This is a genomic window from Mesorhizobium sp. P2_F5 (assembly GCF_056403715.1).
In genome coordinates this window covers 93,556-116,485 of the sequence record NZ_JBFUEY010000011.1, presented here as the reverse complement: position 1 = coordinate 116,485, position 22,930 = coordinate 93,556, and the positions used below count along the sequence as shown (strand labels likewise).

The following is a 22,930-nucleotide window of genomic DNA, read 5'->3' as shown; positions in this document are numbered from 1 at the left end:
AAAGCGATGCCCTTCATCCAGACACACGCTAAGAGGGCGGCTTGGGCGATGCGCTGGCGCATCGACCTTGGGATTGCGGGGGCGTCTGCGGCATGAAGAAACGAGACTCGTTGGCAACCCGGCTGCGCTACGGGTTCGACAAGAGCATGGCCGCCGGCCCGATCGCACTGATCGGCTGGCTTGCCGTCGCTTCCCTGCTGATCATCATCGCCGCCGCGGCTTTCCTTGCGGTGACGCGCATCGCGCCCGAGGGTGGCGAACCGCTGAACTTCTTCGAAGCGTTCTGGGAATCGCTGATGCGTACGCTCGATTCCGGCACGATGGGCGGCGACACCGGCTGGGCCTTCCGCCTCGTCATGCTGTTTGTCACGCTTGCCGGCATCTTCGTCGTGTCGGCTCTCATCGGCGTGCTCAGCGCAGGCGTCGACAGCAAGCTCGATGAATTGCGCAAGGGCCGTTCGCGGGTGCTTGAGAGCGACCACACCGTCATCCTCAACTGGTCGCCGTCGATCTTCGACGTCATCTCCGAGCTCGTCATTGCCAATGCCAGCCGCCGCCATCCGCGCATTGTCGTCATGGCCAATATGGACAAGGTCGCGATGGAGGACGAGATCGCGGCCAAGGTCGACAAACTGGGCAACACACGCATCATCTGCCGCAGCGGCGACCCGACTGACCTCTACGATCTCGCTATCGTCAACCCGCAGACTTCGCGGTCGGTCATCGTGCTGTCGCCGGACGGCGACGATCCGGATTCGCAAGTGATCAAGACGGTGCTGGCGCTGGCCAACGACCCGAACCGGCGCACGGCGCCCTATAACGTCGCCGCCGAGATCCGCGACGGCAAGAACGCCGAGGTCGCCCGCGTCGTCGGCGGCGCCGAGGTGCAACTCGTGCTGGCCGACCAGCTGATCTCGCGCATCGTCGTGCATTCGAGCCGGCAGTCGGGTCTCAGCGGCGTCTATTCGGAGCTGCTCGATTTCGACGGCTGCGAGATCTACACGACCGAACAGCCTGATCTCACAGGCAAGACCTTCGGCGAGGCGGTGATGGCGTATGAGCATTGCGTACTGATCGGGCTTTGCGACCAAAAGGGGTGCGTCAATCTCAACCCGCCCTCGGAGCTGGTGATCGGCAAGGACATGCGCGCCATCATCATTGCCGAGGACGATGCCGCCATCAAGCTGGGTAGCGCGGCGGCCAAGATCGATGCCGCGGCGATCCTTCGCCATCAGCCCATCGAGGCGAAGCCGGAGCGCACCTTGATCCTCGGCTGGAACCGGCGCGGCCCGATCATCACCTATGAACTGTCGCGCTACGTTGCGCCGGGTTCGATCCTGACTGTCGCCGCCGATACGCCCGGCCTCGAGCAGGAAGTTGCCGGGCTGCCGGTCGTCGGCGACAATCTGTCGGTGTCCTGCCGCATCACCGACACGTCGAGCAGCGCAGCGCTGGCAAACCTGGACGTGCCGTCCTACGACCACGTGCTCGTCCTCGGCTACAGCGAGACCATGGCTGCGCAGCCCGCCGATACGCGCACGCTGGTGACGCTGCTGCATCTGCGCAAGATCTCGGACGATGCCGGCACGCATATCAGCATCGTCAGCGAGATGATCGACGTGCGCAACCGCGAGCTTGCGGCGGTGACCAAGGCCGATGACTTCGTCGTCAGCAACCGGCTGGTCAGCCTGATGCTGGCGCAGGCGTCGGAGAACCAGTATCTCGCCGCGATCTTCGATGACCTGCTCGACGAGGAGGGCTCCGAAATCTACATGCGTCCGGTCGGCGACTATGTCGCCATCGACCAGCCGGTAACGTTCTGGACGATCGCGGAATCGGCGCGGCTGCGTGGCGAGATCGCCATCGGGTACCGGCGCGTCCGCGCCGTGCAGGTCGATGAGCGGGCGCTGGGCGGCGTCACCGTCAACCCTCTGAAGTCGGAAGCGCTGGCCTACCTGCCGGAGGACCGGGTCATCGTGCTGGCGCGGGATTAGTCTAACCGTCAGTGCCGCGTTGCTGGGCTATCGCCATAGCGAACACACCATTTCCGACGCTCCAGTCCGAATAATCATTCTCGTGCATGAAAATGAAGACGTCCTTGGGGGACACAGTCGCCGTCACTTCGAGGTTTCGGGTGATGGCCGCGTAGAGATCGCGTTTCATGGCATCGCTTCTGCCCCTGCGCATCGTGATTTCCACGACAATCAGGTTTTCGGAACGGGCAATGCCGTTGAAGCTTCGATCATAGAAGAACTCGCCGTCTCCATATTCGGTCACAAGGTTGAATAGCTCGTCCTTCGGCATTCCGATGCCCTCGACCAAGGCTTCGTGTATCCCCTGCACGATCCCGAGCTTTCGTGATTGCTCCGTTCCTTTGGGCATCGCTGTTCTGACAAATGGCATGGCTGACCTCATCGTTCCAATGAGGCATGATCTATCATCCCCAATGCCCTCCATTTATTGACAGTTTAGCCGTTTCAGCGTGAGTATGGCTCACAATGAAACATCGTAAAAATCTCCCTGTTGCCGCTCTACGAGCTTTCGAGGCCGCCGCACGGCACGGCCAAATGTCATCAGCAGCCGAAGAACTCGGGGTGACTCATGGGGCGGTTAGCCGCCATGTCAGCCATCTTGAGGCGTTTGTCGGAGCACCGCTATTTGAGGGAGCGCGAAACCGTCCGAAGCTCACCGCAGAGGGACGGGTATTCGGCTTCGCCCTCACTGCTGCATTCGACCAGATCGAGGACGCACTTCGCATCATAGGCCGGGGCGATGGCAGCATTCTGGATGTGGCCTGCCTCAGTACCTTTGCCATGCGCTGGCTTATTCCACGCCTTCACGACTTTACAGCCAAGTATCCCCGCTATGATGTGCGTCTGGCAACCGATGACCGGCGCCCCCGCGGCCACATCGATGCCCAGATTCTGGTTCTGCCGCCGGACGCAGCACTGCCGGAAAACTGTTCAACGCTTTTCCGCGAGAAGCTGGCGCTGGTCGTCGCGCCATCGCTTGCAGTGGATGACCGGACTGATGTGTTCTCGCTGCCTCGCTTGGAAACCCGGACACGGCCTGATGCCTGGCGCGAATGGACGCGTCTGACGTGTAAGGAGGGGCTCAATGAAATTGGTGGGACCCGAATTTTCGACCATTACCACATGACTATCGAGGCTGTGCTCAACAGCCTCGGCGTCGCAATAGCTCCTTGGCATCTGGTGGCTGAGGACGTTGCCTGCGGTCGGTTGCGCGCCCCCTTTGGGTCAGTGGATAGCAACTACGTTTATGCAGTGCAGGTGCCCCGGTCGGGGAGACCGAAGACAGAGCATTTCGTCCAGTGGCTTAAAGAGGCGGCCGGTCAGGACAGCCGCTTATTGTAGGACTTCCGCATGTTCGCAGCGGCCACGGAATTCGGCGCCGCCTAGAAGAAAACCGCGCCTAGGCGGAAACCCCGGCTGCGCGGGCCCTCGCGAGAAGCCGTTCGGCCAGCCGCAAATGTGGGCGGTCGTACATCTTGCCGTCAATGCCGACGACACCGGGATTTCCCGCCGCCTCGAAGGCCGACACAATCGCCTGCGAGCGTCGCACCGCCTCGGCTGATGGCGTGAAGGCGGCGTTGATGACCGGCACTTGCGCCGGATGGATCGCCATCTTGCCGGTAAAGCCGTCACGCTCGGCCTCCGTGCATTCGGCTTCGAAGGCGGCCATGTCGCGAAATCCGGGGAAAACAGTATCGATCGCCGCGACTTCGGCTGCACCGGCGGCGAGGATGGTCATGGTGCGGGCAAGGCGGAAGACATCGGTGTAGCGGCCATTCTCGTCGCGCGCCGCGCGCGCGCCGATCGCCGCCGACAGATCCTCGGCACCCCAGGTTAGGCCGGCAAGTCGGGCGCTTGCCCCCGCATAGGTCGCGGCCGCGAGCACGCCGGCAGCGGTCTCGGTGATGATCGGCAGGATTTTTATGCCGCCGTCCGGCAATCCGTTCTCGGCTTCGTGCACGCGCAGCTTTGCGGAGAGCTGCTGCACGTCCTGGCCGCTGTTCGACTTCGGCAGCATGATGCCGTCGGGTTTGGCCGAGACCAGGGCGGCCAGATCGTCGTCGGTCAATCCGGTCGAGAGATCGTTGACTCTGATATAGATGGCGGAGCTTGTCTGCCGCCTGTTGCCGGCAATGAAGCGTGCCGCGATCTCGCGCGCCGACGCCTTGTTTTGTGGCGCCACGGAATCCTCGAGGTCGACGATGACCACGTCGGCTCCGGCGCCAAAGCCTTTCTCCAGCTTCTTTTCGGAATCGCCGGGCACAAACAGCAGCGAGCGCATCATGCCGCCTTTTTCATCATCATCGCCTGGCGCGTGCATTTGGCGACGAGCACGTCGTTCTGATTGTAGGCGCGATGTTCGAACTCGACGATGCCGCGGTCCGGCTTCGATTTCGATTCCCGGACCGAGAGCACCGTCGTCTCGACACGGATGGTGTCGCCGTGGAAGACCGGGTGGGGAAACACCGTCTCCTTCATGCCGAGATTGGCAACCGTAGTGCCGACGGTGATGTCATTGACGGAAATGCCGATCATCAGGCCGAGCGTGAACAATGAATTGACCAGCGGCTTGCCCCACTCGCTCTTGGCGGCGAAGTCGAAGTCGATGTGCAGCGGCTGCGGGTTCAGCGTCATCACCGAAAACAGCATGTTGTCGCTCTCGGTGACGGTCTTGCGCAGCGTGTGCCTGAAGACATGGCCGACGACGAACTCTTCGAGATAAAGCCCGGCCATTGTTTCCTCCTCATCTGATTGACGGTTGATAAGCGCTGCCTATCCCACCCGCAAGCCAGTTAATAAACATGGTGAACCGTTCGTAAACCTTTTCTGCCTAGGGTCATTCCTGGGGCCGGAAGCTTTCCGGCAAGGGGCGTAAGCAGGCAGTATGGTTGTCTCGCATTTTCTCAAATGGATATACACGGCGAGGGTTTCGGAGCGTGCCGCGGCGGCGAGCGCCCTGGCCCGCGCCTACATCAATTCCGATCTGCCTTTCGAGGACCGCTGCGCCGCCGAGGCCGCGCTGACGCTGCTGCTCGACGACGCCTCGTCGAAGGTGCGGCTGGCGCTGGCCGAGGCACTGTCGATGAGCCATCACGCCCCGCTGCAGATCATCAGCGCGCTCGCCTCCGATCAGCCGGAAGTGGCCGCCATGGTGCTGGCGCGCTCGCCGCTGCTCACCGATGCCGACCTGATCGACCGCGTTGCCGCCGGTCACAAGGCGACGCAAAAACTGATCGCCGACCGGCCGGTTGTCTCGATGGCGGTTGCCGCGGCCATTGCCGAGATCGGCGAACCGGAAGCGTGCGCCGCGCTGCTCGCCAATGACGGCGCCGATATCGCGTCGCTCAGCTTTCGCCGCATGGCCGAGCGGCACGGCCATCTCGCTCATGTGCGCGAGGCAATGGTTACCGACGTGCGGCTGCCTGCCGACTGCCGGCATATGCTGCTTGTCAAGCTCGGCGAAACGCTGAAGGGTTCGCCGCTGGTGATGGCGCTGATGGGGGCGGCCAGAGCCGAGCGCGTCACGCGCGATGCCTGCGTCAAGGCTTCGGTGCGGCTGGTCGAAGGCACGCGCACGGAGGAACATGCGGCACTCATCGAACATTTGCGCCTGCGCGGCGACCTGACCGCAAGCTTCATCATTCGCACCATCGCTCACGGCAAGGTCGACTTCTTCGGCTCGACCCTGGTCGCGCTCAGCCAGCAGTCGGAGCAGCGGGTGCGGGCGTTGCTCGCCGGCGGCCACGATGTGGCGCTGCAGGCTCTGTTTCGCAGTGCCGGCCTTGCCGCTCCCACCCACGCCGTCATCCTGCGCGCACTCAAGATCTGGCGCGAAGTCGCCAATGGCAAGCGCGTCGCCGGCGTGCAGGAGGTCAGCTGGCTGATGCTGAAGGAGCTCGGCGGCCAGTCCACCGAGGGCGATCTCGCTGGTTTGGTCAAGTCGATTCATCTCGACGCCTTGCGCGAAAACGCGCGTGGACATGCGCTGGCGATAGCGGCGGCCTGAGACCCTAGTCGCGATCCTTGGTGAAAAAATCCGGGAAATCCTCGATCGCGGCGGCGATGATGCGCAGCGAGGCTGCGATCTGCAGCGTGTCGGCACTGCCGCTGCGTTCGCTGAGGCTGGCTGCGTATTGCCGGGCGACGGCGACGGTCGCCGTCTGCGGATCGCCGGGTACGCGAAAGAGCAGTTCACGCGCCAGGCCGCGCAGGAAATTGGCGATCGAAAGCGCGGTTGCGGAAGGAATGGTCAGGCTCAGCTGCGCGGCGCGCAACCGCAGGATTTCGAGGCCGACGGTGACGGCGGCGACGCCGCCGCCCAGGATGGCGTCGCCTTTCTTGCCGGCATTCTGCAACAGCGGCATCAACTGGTTGATACGGTCATAGGCCAGGCTCTCGAAGGCTGAACGCCGCGGCACCCGCTCATGCAGGCACAGCCGGGCCAGATCCTCGCGCATGACGCGCACGATGCGGTTGGCGGCGAGCCATGGATCGGCTGGCAGCACGACGATGAAGACGCCGATCGCCAGCAGGATGCCGACCAGCACCGACGCCGAGCCGGCGAAGAACGGGCCTGGAGCATAGGTCATCGCCTGGTGCGGGCTGAGGAAGGCGAGGAAGTTGATGGCAAAGGCCGTCGCCACACCGACAGTACGCGGATTGGCCATGCCCAGCGCCGTCGGTATGAGGATCGGCACGACAAACAGCGTGAACCAGCCGAAGCCGGGCAGGGCAGGCAGCGCGACCTGGCCGACAAGGAAGGCAAAGGGCAAAGCCAGCAGCGTTCCCTTGAAGAAGCCCCAGGACACCTGCACCGGGTCAGGCCGCGCGGCGAAAAGACTGGAGACGACGGCCACGAGAATGACGGTGCCGGCCGCATCGGACCATTTCGTCGTCAGCCAGAAGGCGGCGACCGCCAGCGTGGCAATGGCGGCGCGTATGGCATTGCGCGACGCGCCGGGGTAGTCGCGGTGCACCACCAGCGCCGGCGGCTGCCTGTTGCCTTGACCGGGGCGCGTCACCGGCGCGCGCAAAGCGTCGAGACCGCGCAGCACCTGCTTGAAGGCTTCAGCGAAATCGGCGGCGATGGTGAGGCGCGTTATGGTGCCGACCCTGTCGTCGCCCTGATCGGTCGAGGCGTCGGGCATTTGCCGGGCCTTGCCGGCGATCGCGTCGAGCCGCGTCACCCAGGGCCAGGTGTCGTCCAGCGCCTCGGGCGTGGCTGCAAGTTCGCTGACCAGCGACTGGAGTTCGGAGCGCACCGGAATGAGTGCGGCGTTTTTCGGCGCGGCGTGCGAATGCAGCGCGCGTGCCGCCGACAGCGCCGACAGGAGTTGGCCAATGGTGCGGCGGACCGGATGGGCACGGGTGGCGAAGCTCGGCGCTTCGAGCCGGGCATAGGTGCGCATCTCGGCCAGCGTCTGGGCGTCGCTGATCAGCTTGCGATGCAGGCCGGCCAGCGTCGCCGGGTCGCCGCCGGAAAAAGCGCCGCCGGCGTAAGTGGCAAGGTCGAGGATGCTGCGCTTCAGCCTGGAGATGATGGCGTCGGCCGCCAGCTTGGGCAGGATCAACCGGCTGGTCAACCCAGCGCAGACGATGCCGAGCACGATCTCGGCGCAGCGCGCGACAGCGAGATCGACGATCACATGTGGTTGGCCGAAAGCCGGCAGCCCGATGATCATCGCGGTATAGCCGGCAAGGGCGGCGCCATAGGCTTCCGGGTTGCGCAGCAGCGACGAGACCAGAGTGCATAGGCCGATCCAGACGGACAACGCCGTGACCAGCAGCCAGGGGTTGGTGCCGAAAACCGAGGTGATGGCGATCGCCGCCAACCCGCCGGCCAGCGTGCCGAGCAGCCGGTAAAAACCTTTCGCCAACACCATACCGGCGACCGGCTGGGCGACGATGAAGACCGTCATCATCGCCCATTGCGGGTGGTCGAGTTTCAGCGCGTAGGCAACGAGGAGCGCGATCAGGCCGGCCGAAACGGTGCGCAGGGCAAAAATCCAGTCCGAGCGGGTCGGCTGCGTCAGGCCCGCCAAACTGGTTTCGAAGTAGCTCTTCAGCCGCGCCCAGATCACAAGCTGGTCTCCGTATCGGAAGCGCAGGCTAGACCGGCTGACGCTCAGATATCCAGCACTTCCGTCGCGGCGAATTCGGCGCGTTCCTGGATGAAGCGGAAGCGGGCCTCGGGCTTGGTGCCCATCAGCGCGTCGATCGCATCCTTGGTCGCCGCCACGGCATCGATGACATCGACCCTGAGCAGCGTGCGCTTCCTCGGGTCCATGGTCGTTTCCTTGAGTTGCGCGGCCATCATTTCGCCGAGGCCCTTGAAGCGGCCGATCTCGACCTTGGCGCGGCCGGTGAATTCGGTGCGCAACAGCTCGTCCTTGTGCGCATCGTCGCGGGCATAGGCGACTTTGCCGCCCTGCCGGATCGAATAGAGCGGCGGCACCGCCAAATAGAGATGGCCCCCGTTCACCAGGTTCGGCATTTCCTGGTAGAAGAAGGTGATCAGCAGCGAGGCGATGTGGGCGCCGTCGACGTCGGCGTCGGTCATGATGATCACGCGGTCGTAGCGCAAATCCTCGTCACGATATTTCGAGCGCGTGCCGCAGCCGAGGGCCTGGATCAGGTCCGAAATCTGCTGGTTGGCGGCCAGCTTGTCGTTGCCGGCGCTGGCGACGTTGAGGATTTTGCCGCGCAGCGGAAGGACCGCCTGGCTGGCGCGGTCGCGCGCCTGCTTGGCCGAGCCGCCGGCCGAGTCGCCTTCGACGATAAACAGTTCCGCACCCGCGGCGGCATTCTGCGTGCAGTCGGCGAGTTTGCCGGGCAGCCTGAGCTTGCGCACAGCGCTCTTGCGCGAGACTTCCTTTTCCTGGCGCCGGCGCACCCGCTCGTCGGCGCGCGCGATTACCCATTCCAACAGCTTCGAGGCTTCCTGCGGATTGTCGGCCAGCCAATGGTCGAAAGGATCGCGGATGGCGGTCTCGACAATGCGGATCGCTTCGATCGTCGCCAGCCTGTCCTTGGTCTGGCCGACGAATTCCGGCTCGCGGATGAACACCGACAGCATGCCGGCCGCCGAGATCATGACGTCTTCGGAGGTGACGATCGAAGCGCGCTTGTTGCCGACCAGGTCGGCATAGGCGCGAAGCCCGCGCGTCAGTACGTTACGGAAGCCGGCCTCATGGGTGCCGCCTTCGCCGGTCGGGATGGTGTTGCAGTAGGAATTGACGAAGCCGTCGCCGCCGAACCAGGTTACCGCCCATTCGAGCGAGCCGTGGCCGCCTTGCTTCTCGCTCTTGCCGGCGAAGATTTCGCGCGTCACCTGGAAGTCGTCACCGAGCGATGCCTTGAGGTAGTCCTTCAGCCCGCCGGGGAAATGGAACTCCGCCTTGGCCGGCGTCTGGTCCTTTTCCTTGATCAGCGACGGATCGCAGCTCCAGCGGATTTCGACGCCGCCGAACAGATAGGCTTTCGAGCGCGTCATGCGGTAGAGCCGCGCCGGCTCGAAGGCGGCGCCCTTGCCGAAAATCTGCTCGTCGGGATGGAAACGGATCCTGGTGCCGCGCCGATTGTGCACCTCGCCGAGGTGCTCCAGCCCGCTTACCGGTACGCCACGAGAGAATCTTTGGCGGTAAAGCTGGCGGCCCCGCGCGACTTCGACCTCGAGATGGTCCGACAGCGCGTTGACGACGGAGACGCCGACGCCGTGCAGGCCGCCTGACGTTTCATATACCTTGGAGTCGAATTTGCCGCCCGAATGCAGCGTTGTCATGATGACTTCGAGCGCCGGCTTCTTGAATTTCGGATGCGGATCGACCGGGATGCCGCGGCCATTGTCGGTAACGGTCAAAAACCCGTCGGCCGAAAGCTCGACGTCGATGAAGGTGGCATGGCCGGCGACCGCCTCGTCCATCGAATTGTCGATGACCTCGGCGAACAGATGGTGCATCGCCTTGTCGTCGGTGCCGCCAATATACATGCCGGGACGGCGCCGCACCGGCTCCAGCCCTTCCAGCACCTCGATGTCGGCGGCGCTATAGCCTTCGCTGCCATCCTTGGTGGCAACAGGGCGTTTCGCCGCCGCCTGCACCAGCGGATCGGCCGGTCGCGCGGTCGCGCGGGCAGGTTGGGGCTGCTTTTCCAGATTGCCGAAAAGATCGTTGTTGTCGTCCATGCCTGCCATAGAATCCGGTGCCGCGAATCACCCGTCGATACTGCCACGCTTTTCAGCGCCAAGCGACGGAAGTTCCTGTTACGTTCGGGGATTTAACCCCTTCTTATCCTAAAACCTTTCGATAACCAAGCCGGCGAAAATAGGTCCGTGCGGAGCGCCCGGGATTCCTGAATCTTTAACTATGCGGCCTAGCGTGGCCTCAACAAATAAAAGACCACTAGGTGTCAGGGGTTAGTTGTGAGGGGCAAGGCCATAACGATGATCGGCATCGCCGCCGTTTTCGGCGCGATCTCGATCTTTGCCGCGGATTTCTGGGTTAAAAGCCAGGCCAAGGCCGATGCCGAGGAAAAGACGGCATCGATCCCGGCGCCAGTGACCCCCAAGGTCGAATTCAAGACCATCGTCGTGGCCAACGCGCCGCTGCGTTACGGCATGGAACTCGACCGCGCGCAGCTCACCGAAATCCCGTGGTCGGAAGGCTCGGTGCCGCAGGGCGCATTCACCACCATCAATGCATTGCTAGCCGACGGCAGCCGCGTGGTGCTGTCACCGATCGAGATCAACGAGCCGGTGCTGATCAGCAAGCTGTCGGGGCCGAATGGCCGCGCGACGCTGTCCAACATGATGACGCCCGGCATGCGCGCGGTCACGATCCGCACCGACGAGATCGCCGGTGTCGGTGGCTTCGTGATGCCGGGCGACCGGGTGGACGTGGTGCTGACACGCGATGCCGGCGAAATCCAGGAAGTGGCCAAGAACGCGCAAGGCGCGGCCGGTTCGACCGTTACCTCCGAGATCGTCGTCTCCGACGCCAAGGTGCTGACCGTCGGGCAGGGTGCCGACCAGCGCCAGACCACGCCGCAGATCGCCAATTCCGTGACCATCGAGGTGACAACCGACGGCGCCCAGAAAGTGGCGCTCGCCCGCACCGTCGGCACCTTGTCGCTGTCGCTCCGCTCGGCCGCCGATGGTGGCACTGCCAAGGACGGCGTCACCACCATCTCATCCTTCGGCGGTTCGGTCGCCTCCGGCGTCCAGGCTGCGGCCGGCGCGCTGTTCACTGCCGCGACCAAGGAGCCTGAGAAGCCGAAATTCAAGACGATCATCGTGACGCGCGGCACGCAGGTCGAAGAATACCAGGTTCCTGCGCGGGACCAGCCATAACTGCCGGTGGGGACCGGACGAGGGACGGGACAGATGTCGGGACTTCATGCATATCGGATGACGAAAGGGCTGCGCCCAATGCGGGCGCTCGCGGTGACGGCTTGCCTCGCCGCGGCCGCAATGCTCGGCCTCAGCGCGCCGGCCAGGGCCGACAACGACATCGTCTATGTGTCGTCGACCAAGAATGCGTCGATCAAGGTTGCCAAGGGCAAGCCGAAGACGATCATGACCAATGCCGCCTTCTACCAGATCGTCATCGGCGATCCGGAGATCGCCAACGTCAATCCGCTGACCGACAAATCCTTCTATGTGCTGGGCAACAATCTCGGCACCACCGGCATCGCGCTGTTCGACGAGAACAAGCAACTGGTCGGCACCGTCGACATCGAAGTGACGCTGGACACCGACCAATTGGCCAGCACCATTCGCGCCAGCGTGCCGGACGCCAAGATCAAGGTTGGCTCGGCCAACGGCCGCGTCGTGCTGTCGGGCGAGGCCGATGACGCGGTCGCCGCCGAGAAGGCGAGCAAGATCGCCAGCCGCTTCTCCGGCAATGAGGAAGTGATCAATTCGGTCAACATCTCGTCTTCGCAGCAGGTTCAGCTCAACGTCCGCTTCGTCGAGATCAACCGGCAGGCCGGACAGGATCTCGGCGCCAAATACAGCGCCAATTTCGCTTACGGCCTTGGCGGGCGCGATGTCACCATCCAGCCTGGCTCGCTGCCGGCGGCCGGCAATGGCGAGATCATCGGCCGGCTGCTGTCGAACGGCCTGTCGATCGACGTTGCCATCAAGGCGCTGGAGGAGCGTGGCCTTGCCAGGCGGCTGGCCGAGCCGAACCTGATCGCCCGTTCGGGCCAGACGGCAAGCTTCCTCGCCGGCGGCGAGTTCCCGATCCCGGTTTCCGAGGACAATGGCAAGATCTCCGTCAGCTACAAGAAATACGGCGTCAGCCTGGATTTCACGCCGACCGTACTGAAGGACGGGCTGGTCAGCCTCGACATCGCGCCGGAGGTGTCCTCGATCGATGCGTCGGCCTCGTACAATATCGGTACGATCTCGGTGCCGGGCTTCATCGTGCGCCGCGCCAGGACATCGGTCGACCTGAAGAACGGCCAGAGCTTCATGATCGCCGGTCTGCTGCAGTCGCAGAACGACATCACCACCTCGCGCCTTCCCGGCCTCGGCAAACTGCCGGTGCTCGGTTCGCTGTTTTCCTCGAAATCCTATCAGCGGCGCGAGACCGACCTGGTGATCATCGTCACCCCTTATCTGGTCAAGCCGGTCGATCCGTCGAAGAAGCTGCTCGAGCCGACCGACGGCACGCAGCCGGCCAGCAATGTCGACTATTTCCTCAACAACACGGAAGAAGTGAAAACGTCCGACACCAACCGGGCAATGGCAATGGCCAGCGGCAGCACGGCACAGTCGGCCCCGGTCACCACGGTTGGGCATTTCCTCGATCTGCCGAAGGATTGAAGCCATGCGCATGGGACCATGCATTGCCCTGTTGCTCGCCGGCTTCGCCGGCGGCTGCACCAGCGACGACTATATCCGCAGCGAGGGGCCGACGACGGCCGCCGGCAACGCGCAAGCTGCCAATACGGCCATGCAGATGGTCGATCCCTGGAAGTACGGCGTCCAGAACACCAGGCTGCTGGTGCCGGCGCAGCGCAGTGACGCGGCGGTGAACGCCGCCGATCAGGCGGCTGCCGCCAAGGCCGTGCAACCAACAGCGACAACCGATTGATTTGCCTGGCGATTTGACCGGGAAATGACCTGACAGGCTGACAAAATGGCAAGCGGCATCAAGATCAAGAAAATCCTGCTGGTGTCCAGCGACCGGACCTTTGTGCAGGATACACGCACCGCTTTCGCGGCCTCGGAGGTGATCCAGCTTTCGACCGTCGAGAAGAACATTTCCGAACTGCGCGGCGAGGTCCAGGAAGCCGATTTCGGCGCGCTCATAGTCGACATGGATGCGGCAAAGCTGGAAGAGATCGAGTCGCTGCAGCGCATCATGCGCCGGCTCGAAGGCCGCGTTCCGGTCGTCGTCGTCACCCAGGAGTTCAACGCCGCAGCGGTGCGCATCCTGGTGCAGCTCCAGGTCGCCGATTTCCTGGTCAAGCCGATCACCACAGCCGATCTGGTGCGTTCGGTCATCCGCGCCCTGCAAGGGCCGGGACGCGAGGAAAACACCGAGTCGCAGATCTACACCTTCATGCCGGCCGCCGGCGGCGTCGGCACCACGACGCTGGCGCTGCAGACCGCCTTCCAGCTGCATCATTCGGTGACGCGCGGCGCGTCGACCTGCGTCGTCGACCTCAATTTCCAGCAGGGCGCCTGCGCCGAATATCTCGACCTCGAGCCGCGCTTCGACATCACCGAAATCGAGAACCAGCCCGAGCGCCTCGACCGGCAGCTGCTGGATGTGATGCTGTCCAAGCATGCGAGCGGGCTCTGCGTGCTGGCCGCCCCCACGCATCCATCGGAAATGCGCTCGTTCAAGACCGATGTCGTGGTGCGCATGCTCGATCTCGTCTCGGCCTACTTCGACAATGTCGTCATCGACATGCCGCGCACCTGGTTTCCGTGGACGGAGACGGTGCTGCTCGGCTCCAACAAGCTCTACATCGTCGCCGAAATGACGGTGCCGTGCCTGCGCCACACACAGCGGCTGATTCAGGCGGTCTACGAGACGGCCGGCAAGGAAGTGAAGCCGAATGTCATCGTCAACCGGTTCGAGCAGAAGATGTTCGACAACGGCATCAAACAGGCGGATGTCCAGGAAATTCTCGGCGAGCATTTCGTCGGCGGCATCTCCAACAATTACCGGCTTGTGCGTGAAGCGGTCGACCGCGGCGTGCCGCTGCACGAGATCGACCCGAACGCCAATGTCGTCAACGATCTGAAGAAGATCATCCTGCCGGAAGAAGCCGTGGCGACGCCGGAGAAATCACGCTCGCTGTTCGGCATCGGCAGGGGCCTCCTGAAGAGGAAAGCCGGATGACCAGCCGCTTCTCGACCCTGCAGAACCGTGACGTCCGCCCGCTGAAGTCGGCCGAGGCGGCGCCGGTTGCGCACCACGCCGTGGTCATTCCGACGATCCGCAAGGCCTTGCCACCGAAGCCAGATACAACACCTGGAAAAAGCGCCAACAAGGTGCTCGACGCCCGCGTGCGCATCCACCGTATGCTGCTCGAAGAGATCAACCTGGTCGCGCTGGAGCGCCTGCCCAAGGAAGAAATGCGCCGGCAGGTGCAGGAATTCGTGTCGGAAAAGACCCGCCAGGAGCGGATGGCGATCAACACCGTCGAGCTCGAGGCGCTGGTCGACGACATCGTCGATGAGATGGTCGGCCTCGGCCCGCTGGAGCCGCTGCTCAAGGACCCTGACATCAACGACATCCTGATCAACGGCCACCAGAACTGCTTCGTCGAAAAACGCGGCAAGCTGCAGCAGGTCCATATTCCTTTCAAGGATGAGGCGCATCTGTTGCGCATCATCAACAAGATCGTCGCCGCCGTTGGCCGCCGCGTCGATGAATCGCAGCCGATGGTCGATGCCCGCATGCTCGACGGCTCACGCTTCAACGCCGCCATCCGGCCGGTGGGCGTCGACGGGCCGCTGGTGTCGATCCGCAAGTTTTCCAAGAACAAGCTCGGCCTGCACAAGCTGGTCGAATTCGGCGCCATCACCCAGAACATGGCCGAGGTGCTGGCCGCCGCCGTGCACGCCCGCAAGACCACCATCATCTCCGGCGGCACTGGCACCGGCAAGACGACGATGCTCAACGCATTGTCGGCCTTCATTCCGGAAGACGAGCGACTGATCACCATCGAGGACGCGGCCGAACTGCAGCTGCAGCAGCCACATGTCGCGCGCATGGAAACGCGCCCCGCCAACATCGAAGGTCATGGCGAGCTGAAACAGCGCGACCTGGTCAAGAACGCGCTGCGCATGCGCCCCGACCGCGTCATCCTGGGCGAGTGCCGCGGCGAGGAAGCCTTCGACATGCTGCAGGCGATGAACACGGGCCATGAAGGCTCGATGGCGACCATCCACGCCAACACGCCGCGCGACGCCATTTCACGCCTCGAGCAGATGCTGGGCATGACCGGCATGCCAATGACGGTGCAATCGATCCGCAGCCAGATCGCCAGCGCGCTCGACCTTATCGTCCAGTTGACGCGTCTGTCCGACGGCAAGCGCAAGGTGACCAGCGTCGCCGAGGTGACCGGCATGGAAGGCGACGTCATCCAGATGCAGGAGATATTCCGCTTCGTGCGCACCGGCATGGAAGCCGATGGCACCATCCTCGGTCATTACGAGGCGACCGGCATTCGCCCGCGCTTTCTTGAGGATCTGCGCAATATGGGCATCGAATTCCCCGGCAGATATTTCGAACCTGGCCGGCCGCAGGAGTAGGCTGGTGTTCGAGAATTTCAGCCCAATCTATGTCGTTTATGCCGCGGCAGCGCTGACCGGCATCATGATCGCCGAAGGCTGCTATCTGCTTTATGCCGGCCGCAGCGACAAGCGCGTGGCGATCAACCGGCGCATGAAGCTGCAGGAAAACAAGATCAGCCAGGAACAGGTGCTGATCCAGCTGCGCAAGGAGCGCGGCCTGGATGCCGGCACGTCGCTGTTCTCGCCCGACCGTTTTCGCGCGTTGCGCACGCAGTCGGGCATGGTGATGCCGTTGCCGAGATTCCTGACCATCACGACGGGCGTGGCACTGGCGCTGATGCTCACCACGCTCTGGTACGGCCTGCCGCTGCTGCTCGCCATCTTGCTGTTTGTGATGCTCGCGCCACTGCTGCCGGTGCTGGTGCTGCGTACCAAGCGCAGCCGGCGGGTCAAGCGGTTCGGCGTGCAGCTGCCGGAGGCGCTGGAGCTGATCACGCGCGGCCTCAAGGCCGGGCATCCGGTGCCGGTGGCGATCTCCATGGTGTCGCGCGAGATGCCCGATCCGATCGGCAGCGAGTTCGGCGTTATCTCCGACGAGGTGACCTATGGCTCCGACCTGGTCTCGGCACTGAATTCGCTGTTCGACCGGGTCGGCCAGGAGGATCTGCCGCTGTTCGTCACCGCGGTGTCGATCCAGACGAGTTCGGGCGGCAATCTGCGCGAGATCCTCGACGGCTTGTCGACGACCATCCGCGAACGCGGCAAGCTGCGCCGCAAGGTGCGCGCCATTTCGACCGAAGGCCGTATGTCGGCCTATATCCTGACGGCGGTGCCGGCGCTGCTGTTCACCGCCATCATGGTGATGATGCCGCAATTCTATCAAAGCGTCTGGGATGTGCCCAAGACCTGGTATCTGCTGGGCGGCTCGGTGACATGGCTGATGCTGGGCAACATCATCATGTTCAAGATGTCGAATTTCCGGTTCTAGGATGGAACAGGTGATCCAGTTTCTCGCCTCGCTGGCGCCGACGTCGCTGATGCCGGTGGCCGCGATGCTCCTGGCATTGGGCGGGGGCGCGGTGGCATGGCCGCTGGTGATGGCCAAGGGCGACCGCAACGATCTCAAGCGCCGGCTCAAGGTCGACGACAGGAAGGCTCCCGAACAGGTCGAGCCAGCGCCGAAGAAGAGCCAGAACGTCGTGCGCGAGAAGGCGGTGAAGCGGGCGCAGGAATTCTATGCCAAGAGCGATCCGGAAAATGTCGCCCGGCTGCGCATGAAGCTGATCCAGGCGGGCTACATGGAGCCACGCGCCGTCGGCACGTTCTTTCTGATCCGCTTCGCCTGCCTCGTGGGCACGGCGATCGGCGCGTTCCTGGTCAACCACTGGATGGCAAGTGCTGATTCCACCGCGACCAGCCGCTGGACCTTCATCATCCTGTCGGGCGCCGCCGGCTATTTCGTGCCCGGCCTGGTGCTCAGCCAGAAGGTACGGGAAAAGATGCGCGAGTACCGCAACGGCTTTCCCGACTTCATGGATTTGATGATCGTCTGCTCCGATGCCGGCATGAGCATGGAAGCCGGCATCGAGCGCGTCTCGAAGGAACTGGCAAAGACCTACCCGTCGCTCAGCCAGAACCTGCAGTTGGTGTCGCTGGAACTGAGGGCGGGCCGCAGCCTCGACGATGCCTTGAAGGCGCTCGCCGATCGGCTCAGCCTGGACGAGGTGCGCTCCTTCGCCACGCTCCTGCAGCAGTCGAAGGAACTCGGCACCAGCCTCGCCGGGGCGCTGCGCGTGTTCTCCGACGAAATGCGCCACAAGCGCATGTCGCTGGCCGAGGAAAAGGCACATGCCTTGCCAGCCAAGATGTCGGTGCCGGTGGTGGTGTGCATCCTGCCGGTGGTGCTGATGATCGCCGTCATCCCGATCATCGTCAAAATGACTGCCGCGCAGTAGTATATTTCGATATTTCGAGACGGGCTCCTGCACATCGGAGGGCGCTGGTGGTTAATGGCTGGTATGCCGGAAACCAAATTTTCAGCGCATTTCAGCACAGAAGCTTAATCGCTCTCCTGTACAAATGATCCCCAGAGAATGACCCGGTAAATCGGGCGATTGGGGCCAGGGGCATGCGTCACAGAAGTTTCACGGCAATGGCCGCGCTAACGGCCGTCTTGATGGTCAGCGGCTGTACGACTGAGAACGTCGACAAGACCAAGACCACATCGATCCAACCGGCGGCAAAGGACGTCAGCACGTCCGACCTGGCGCAAGGCAAGGCGCAATTCCGCGATGCCAATTACGGCTTGGCTGAACAGCATTTCCGCAAGGCCGTGGAGCTGAAGGCCGACAGTGCCGAGGGATGGATGGGGCTGGCCGCGTCCTATGACGAGCTCGGCCGCTTCGACTTCGCCGACCGCGCCTACGACCAGCTGTTGAAGGTTGCCGGGCGCAAGCCGCAGATCGTCAACAATATGGGCTATTCGCAGCTGCTGCGCGGCAACAAGAAGAAGGCGAGAGCCCTGCTGATGGAAGCAAGGGCCGGCATGGCCGACCCGACAGTGGTCAACGCCAACCTGGCGCTGCTCAACAAGGGGTGAGGCTTCGCAACCGTCGTTTGCGGTATCGGCCGCGATCTATCGACGGTTTGTAAACCCTGTCGGAAAGTTGCACTGGAAGCCCGGCCAAAAACGGTATCTCGAAGCGACCGCTCGCCTATGATGCAGCGCAACCGACGATCCCTGAAGGCTGTCGTTCACCCATGCTTGATTTCAGTTCGCTCCTGCTGGCCGCCGCGCTGTCAGGCACATGCCTGAGCATTACCATGTTTGCGATCTGGTTCACGGCGCCGCGCGCACGCTTCGTGTTGACGGTGGCGTGCGGTATCCTGGTGCTCGTTGCCCATGTCGTCGTCTTCTGGCGCTACACGAGGGAGCCCAACCCCTGGCTTTGCCAGGCAGCGCTGGCGCTACTCAGCCTCGGTTTCCTGGCCCTTTCGCTTTCAGCCATGCAATACCTCGACGTGCGAAATTACAGTCGCGCCGTCCTGCCGACCCTGCTTGCGATGGTTGTCTGCGCCGGGGTGACCTATCTCGGCTTCGACGGTGTCGGCTTCATCCTCACCTATGTGACGGTAACAGTGCTGCTCGCCTCGATCGGCGTGATGTTCTGGATCAAGGGCGGTCATGATCGCGGCATTCTCCTGGTCGTCTCGGCGCTGAGCGGCGTCTGTGGTCTGTCCTTCGGCCTCTGCGGCGCTGTGCTTCTGGTCAAGGGTCAGTGGGTGCTCGGCGTCGCACCCGACAATTGGGCCGAGCGGCTGAATTCGGTCGTGGCGGTCGCCTGCATGACGGCGCTCGGCGCGCTGACGCTGTCGCTGCATCATTTGCAGGCGCAGATCGAACTGAAGGCCGAGACCTTGACCGACCCGCTGACCGGACTGATGAACCGGCGGGCTTTGAACTCGCTCTATGGCGAGCGCGTCTTCGGTCCGTTCATGTCGGTCGCCATGTTCGACCTCGATCATTTCAAGCGGACCAACGATGTCTATGGCCATCCGGTCGGCGACCGGGTGCTCTGTCGCTTTGCCGCAATCATCAGGAAGTATGACAGGGCCGGCGTCGACGCCTTCCGGCTGGGCGGCGAGGAGTTCGCGCTGGTCATGTCGCGGATGAATGAAGACAAGGCCTACGACCTCGCCAGCAAGATCGGCGTCGCCTTCGGCACGGAAGTGGTGCCAACGCCGCGCGGTCCGCTGCGCAGCAGCGTCAGCGGCGGCATCGGCTTTGGCAAGGAGGGTGGCAGCAGCCTCGACGAGGTGCTGGCCGAGGCCGACAAGGCGCTCTACGCGGCCAAGCACGCCGGACGAAACCGCGTGCTTGTCCACGACCGTATGAGCAAGGCAGACGGGCCGGCCTTGCGTTCTGCCTAACAGGCCAGGGTGTTACTCGGCGGCGCCGAGGTATTCCGACAGCGGCGGGCAGGAGCAGACCAGGTTGCGGTCGCCGGCGACATTGTCGATGCGCGATACCGGCGGCCAGTATTTGGCCGCCGTATCCACGTCACCGGCGGGGTAGGCCGCTTCCAGCCGCGTGTAGGGGTGGGTCCATTGGCCGGCCAGCGTTTCGGCGGCCGTGTGCGGGGCATTGACCAGCGGGTTGTCCTCGAGCGGCCATTCGCCCTTCGCCACTTTCGCCGCCTCGCCGGCGATGGCGATCATCGCCTCGCAGAACCGGTCCAGCTCGCGCTTGGGTTCGGATTCTGTCGGCTCGACCATCAGCGTACCGGCGACCGGGAACGACATGGTCGGCGCATGGAAGCCGTAGTCGATCAGCCGCTTGGCGATATCGTCGACGCTGATGCCGGCGCTCTCCTTGAGCACGCGGGTGTCGAGGATGCATTCATGCGCGATGCGATCGTGCCTGCCCTTGTAGAGAAGCGGGAAGTGCGGCGCGAGCCGCGTCGCCACATAGTTGGCGGAGATGATGGCGGTCTCCGTCGCCTGCTTCAGGCCGGCGGCGCCCATCATGCGGATATACATCCAGGTGATCGGCAGGATGGAAGCGCTGCCGAACGGTGCGGCCGACACGGCATGCGCCGAACCCTCGGTGACATGACCCGGCAGATAGGGTTTTAGATGTGCCCTGACGCCGATCGGGCCGACGCCCGGACCGCCGCCGCCATGCGGGATGCAGAAGGTCTTGTGCAGGTTCATGTGGCAGACATCGGCGCCGATGTCGGCGGGCCGCGCCAGCGCGACCAGCGCGTTGAGGTTGGCGCCGTCGAAATAGACCTGGCCGCCATGCTCATGGATGAGAGCGCACAGGTGCCGCGCGCCTTCTTCGTAGACGCCATGCGTCGAGGGGTAGGTGAACATCAGGGCCGCGAGGTTCTTCGAATGCTCGTTGGCCTTGGCGCGCATATCGTCCATGTCGATGTTGCCGTCCTCCAGGCAACGCACGACGACGACGCTCATGCCTGCCATGGCCGCACTCGCCGGATTGGTGCCATGCGCGGACTGCGGGATCAGGCAGATGGTACGATGGGCTTCGCCGCGCGAACGGTGATAGGCGCGGATGGCAAGCAGGCCGGCATATTCGCCCTGGCTGCCGGCATTGGGCTGCAGGCTGACGGCGTCGAAGCCGGTGATCTCTCCCAGCCAGCCTTCGAGCTCGCCGACCATGGCGCGATAGCCGGCCGAATGGCTGGCCGGTGCGAAGGGATGCAGGTTGGCGACGCTCGGCCAGCTCACCGGCATCATTTCCGCCGCGGCGTTGAGCTTCATGGTGCAGGATCCCAGCGGGATCATGGTGCGGTCGAGCGCCAAATCCTTGTCGGCCAGCCGGCGCAGCAGACGCATCATGTCGGTTTCGGAGTGGTTGTCGCGGAAAACCGGCTGGGTCAAAAATTCCCTGCCGCGCGGCTTGCCGGGCATCGAGCCGGCTTCGGCAGCGCCCGGCTTGGCGCCGAACAGCTCGGCGATCGCCTCAAGGTCAGCTTCCGTCGAGGTTTCGTCGAAGGCGATGCTGACGCGGTCGGTATCGATGACGCGCAGCAACCGGCCACCCTTTTCAGCGGCAGCGGCGATCGAAGCTGCCTTGCCCTTGACCTCGGCCGTCACCGTGTCGAAGCGGCTTGAGCCGAGCACGGAAACGCCTGAAGCCTTCAGGCCTGCCGCGAGGCGATTGGCGAGTTCATGGATACGTGCTGCGATCGCCTGCAGCCCGGTAGGACCATGCCAGATCGCATAAGCCGTTGCCATGTTGGCAAGCAGCGCCTGGGCAGTGCAGATGTTGGAGGTCGCCTTGTCGCGGCGGATATGCTGTTCGCGCGTCTGCAGGGCGAGACGATAGCCCGGGCGGCCCTTGCTGTCGGTCGACTGGCCGACCAGCCGGCCGGGCATCAGCCGGGTCAATTTGTCGGAAACGGCGCAATAGGCGGCATGCGGGCCGCCAAAGCCCATCGGCACGCCAAAGCGCTGCATCGGGCCGACGGCGATATCGGCGCCAAGCCTGGCGGGCGCCTCGGTCAGCGTGAGGGCAAGCGGATCGGCGATGAAGACGACGACCGCGCCGGTGGCGCGGGCCTTGTCGATCGCCGCCTTGTGGTCGCCATAGACGCCAAACGTGTCCGGCCAGGAGACCAGCAGGGCAGCGGTGTTGTCGTCGATCGTCTCGCCGTCGATCTCGATGCCGAGCGGCTCGGCGCGGGTGCGCACCACGTCCAGCGTCTGCGGATGCGGCGTGCCGGCCAGCGCCACCTTGGTGCGCTTGTCGCGGTGATGGCGCAGCGCGATGCCAACCGCTTCGGCCACCGCCGTCGCTTCATCGAGCAGCGAGGCCGATGCCACCGGCAGGCCGGTCAATTCGGTGACCAGCGTTTGGAAGTTGAACAGCATTTCCAGCCGGCCCTGGCTGATCTCGGCCTGGTAGGGCGTATAGGCGGTGTACCAGGCCGGGTTCTCGAACAGGTTGCGCTGGATGACCGGCGGCACGTGGACACCGTGATAGCCGGCGCCGATGAAGCTCTTCAGCACTGTGTTTTTTGCCATGGTCGCCGACAATTCGGCCAAGGCTTCCGCTTCGCTCGCCGCCGCGGGCAGGGTCAGCGGCAGGTCGAGGCGGATCGACTGCGGCACGGCCTGGCTGATCAGCGTTTCGACGGAGGGAACGCCGATCACGGCAAGCATGGCTCTGACATCATTGACGCCCGGGCCGATATGGCGGGCCGAGAAGGGGGTAAGTGCTGCGCTCATTGCAATAGGTCCTGATATCAACCGATATGGGTTTTGTAGGCGGCCTCATCCATGAGGCCCGCGAGCTGGCCTTCGTTGGCGAGCTTCATCTTCCACAGCCAACCGTCGCCGGTCGCCGCCGAATTGACCAGCGACGGGTCGGACGACAGCGCGCCGTTGGCGTCGGTGATCTCGCCATCGACCGGTGCATAGACGTCGGATGCCGCCTTGACGGATTCGACGACCACGGCGGTGTCGCCCTTGCTCAGCTTCGTGCCGATTTGAGGCAGTTCGACGAAGACGAGATCGCCAAGCTGTTCCTGCGCGTAGTCAGTGATCCCGACGGTGGCGATGCCGCCCTCGACGCTCAGCCATTCATGATCTTGGGTGAAATAGGTTTTTGCCATCG

General features: G+C 63.8%; 19 protein-coding genes. 12 read left to right on the top strand and 7 right to left on the bottom strand.

Annotated elements, in window-relative coordinates; all coding sequences use genetic code 11:
* The first annotated feature begins 92 nt into the window (after positions 1 to 92).
* Positions 93 to 1,994: a CASTOR/POLLUX-related putative ion channel gene (locus AC1DYO_RS17580; protein ID WP_477265312.1), complete on the top strand. Its 1,902-nt coding sequence runs from the start codon at positions 93 to 95 to the stop codon at positions 1,992 to 1,994.
* 1 nt (position 1,995) lies between these two features.
* Here the strand turns inward: AC1DYO_RS17580 and AC1DYO_RS17575 are convergent, their stop codons facing one another.
* Positions 1,996 to 2,403, bottom strand: a complete 408-nt coding sequence (locus tag AC1DYO_RS17575; protein ID WP_477265310.1) for a tautomerase family protein — start codon at positions 2,401 to 2,403, stop codon at positions 1,996 to 1,998.
* 95 nt (positions 2,404 to 2,498) lie between these two features.
* On the opposite strand from AC1DYO_RS17575, the gene AC1DYO_RS17570 reads away from it, so the two are divergent.
* Positions 2,499 to 3,374 carry a LysR substrate-binding domain-containing protein gene (locus AC1DYO_RS17570; protein WP_477265308.1) on the top strand — a complete coding sequence of 292 codons (876 nt, stop codon included), beginning with the start codon at positions 2,499 to 2,501 and terminating at the stop codon, positions 3,372 to 3,374.
* A gap of 58 nt (positions 3,375 to 3,432) precedes the next feature.
* Here the strand turns inward: AC1DYO_RS17570 and AC1DYO_RS17565 are convergent, their stop codons facing one another.
* Both AC1DYO_RS17565 and AC1DYO_RS17560 read right to left on the bottom strand, forming a co-directional pair.
* Positions 3,433 to 4,314 (bottom strand): HpcH/HpaI aldolase/citrate lyase family protein, encoded by an 882-nt coding sequence (locus AC1DYO_RS17565; protein WP_477265390.1) that lies wholly within the window; start codon positions 4,312 to 4,314, stop codon positions 3,433 to 3,435.
* A complete protein-coding gene (locus AC1DYO_RS17560) occupies positions 4,314 to 4,766 on the bottom strand; it encodes a MaoC family dehydratase (protein WP_477238491.1) in 453 nt (150 codons plus the stop codon). Before AC1DYO_RS17560 ends, AC1DYO_RS17565 begins: the two co-directional genes overlap by 1 nt.
* A gap of 151 nt (positions 4,767 to 4,917) precedes the next feature.
* On the opposite strand from AC1DYO_RS17560, the gene AC1DYO_RS17555 reads away from it, so the two are divergent.
* On the top strand, positions 4,918 to 6,039 hold the full coding sequence (locus AC1DYO_RS17555; RefSeq protein WP_477265306.1) for a DUF2336 domain-containing protein: 1,122 nt from the start codon (positions 4,918 to 4,920) through the stop codon (positions 6,037 to 6,039).
* Positions 6,040 to 6,043: 4 nt separating this feature from the next.
* On the opposite strand, the gene AC1DYO_RS17550 is transcribed toward AC1DYO_RS17555, so the two are convergent.
* Positions 6,044 to 8,113, bottom strand: a complete 2,070-nt coding sequence (locus AC1DYO_RS17550; RefSeq protein WP_477265304.1) for an FUSC family protein — start codon at positions 8,111 to 8,113, stop codon at positions 6,044 to 6,046.
* A gap of 44 nt (positions 8,114 to 8,157) precedes the next feature.
* Positions 8,158 to 10,215, bottom strand: coding sequence for a DNA topoisomerase IV subunit B (gene parE / locus AC1DYO_RS17545; protein ID WP_477265302.1), 2,058 nt, complete (start codon positions 10,213 to 10,215; stop codon positions 8,158 to 8,160).
* A gap of 237 nt (positions 10,216 to 10,452) precedes the next feature.
* Here parE and cpaB point away from each other — a divergent pair, with 237 nt between their 5' ends.
* The 9 genes from cpaB (at position 10,453) to AC1DYO_RS17500 (ending at position 19,719) form a co-directional block, all read left to right on the top strand.
* The gene (gene cpaB, locus AC1DYO_RS17540; RefSeq protein ID WP_477265300.1) at positions 10,453 to 11,379 is read left to right on the top strand and encodes a Flp pilus assembly protein CpaB; all 927 of its coding nucleotides are present in this window, start codon (positions 10,453 to 10,455) and stop codon (positions 11,377 to 11,379) included.
* A gap of 33 nt (positions 11,380 to 11,412) precedes the next feature.
* A complete protein-coding gene (locus AC1DYO_RS17535; RefSeq protein ID WP_477265298.1) occupies positions 11,413 to 12,858 on the top strand; it encodes a type II and III secretion system protein family protein in 1,446 nt (481 codons plus the stop codon).
* A 4-nt stretch (positions 12,859 to 12,862) separates the two neighbouring features.
* The gene (locus AC1DYO_RS17530) at positions 12,863 to 13,129 is read left to right on the top strand and encodes a hypothetical protein (protein ID WP_477265296.1); all 267 of its coding nucleotides are present in this window, start codon (positions 12,863 to 12,865) and stop codon (positions 13,127 to 13,129) included.
* Between the two features lie 45 nt (positions 13,130 to 13,174).
* Complete coding sequence (locus AC1DYO_RS17525; RefSeq protein WP_477265294.1) at positions 13,175 to 14,389, top strand: CpaE/TadZ family protein; 1,215 nt, start codon at positions 13,175 to 13,177, stop codon at positions 14,387 to 14,389.
* Complete coding sequence (locus AC1DYO_RS17520; RefSeq protein ID WP_477265292.1) at positions 14,386 to 15,807, top strand: CpaF family protein; 1,422 nt, start codon at positions 14,386 to 14,388, stop codon at positions 15,805 to 15,807. The genes AC1DYO_RS17525 and AC1DYO_RS17520 overlap by 4 nt, the downstream gene beginning before the upstream one ends.
* A gap of 4 nt (positions 15,808 to 15,811) precedes the next feature.
* A complete protein-coding gene (locus AC1DYO_RS17515) occupies positions 15,812 to 16,777 on the top strand; it encodes a type II secretion system F family protein (protein ID WP_477265290.1) in 966 nt (321 codons plus the stop codon).
* 1 nt (position 16,778) lies between these two features.
* On the top strand, positions 16,779 to 17,744 hold the full coding sequence (locus AC1DYO_RS17510; RefSeq protein ID WP_477265288.1) for a type II secretion system F family protein: 966 nt from the start codon (positions 16,779 to 16,781) through the stop codon (positions 17,742 to 17,744).
* A 173-nt stretch (positions 17,745 to 17,917) separates the two neighbouring features.
* The gene (locus AC1DYO_RS17505; RefSeq protein WP_477265286.1) at positions 17,918 to 18,388 is read left to right on the top strand and encodes a hypothetical protein; all 471 of its coding nucleotides are present in this window, start codon (positions 17,918 to 17,920) and stop codon (positions 18,386 to 18,388) included.
* A 161-nt stretch (positions 18,389 to 18,549) separates the two neighbouring features.
* Complete coding sequence (locus AC1DYO_RS17500; RefSeq protein ID WP_477265284.1) at positions 18,550 to 19,719, top strand: GGDEF domain-containing protein; 1,170 nt, start codon at positions 18,550 to 18,552, stop codon at positions 19,717 to 19,719.
* Between the two features lie 12 nt (positions 19,720 to 19,731).
* On the opposite strand, the gene gcvP is transcribed toward AC1DYO_RS17500, so the two are convergent.
* Entirely contained in the window at positions 19,732 to 22,542 is a 2,811-nt protein-coding gene (gene gcvP / locus AC1DYO_RS17495) for an aminomethyl-transferring glycine dehydrogenase (protein ID WP_477265282.1), read from the bottom strand.
* Positions 22,543 to 22,559: 17 nt separating this feature from the next.
* Positions 22,560 to 22,928: a glycine cleavage system protein GcvH gene (gene gcvH / locus AC1DYO_RS17490; protein ID WP_477265281.1), complete on the bottom strand. Its 369-nt coding sequence runs from the start codon at positions 22,926 to 22,928 to the stop codon at positions 22,560 to 22,562.
* Positions 22,929 to 22,930 lie beyond the last annotated feature (2 nt).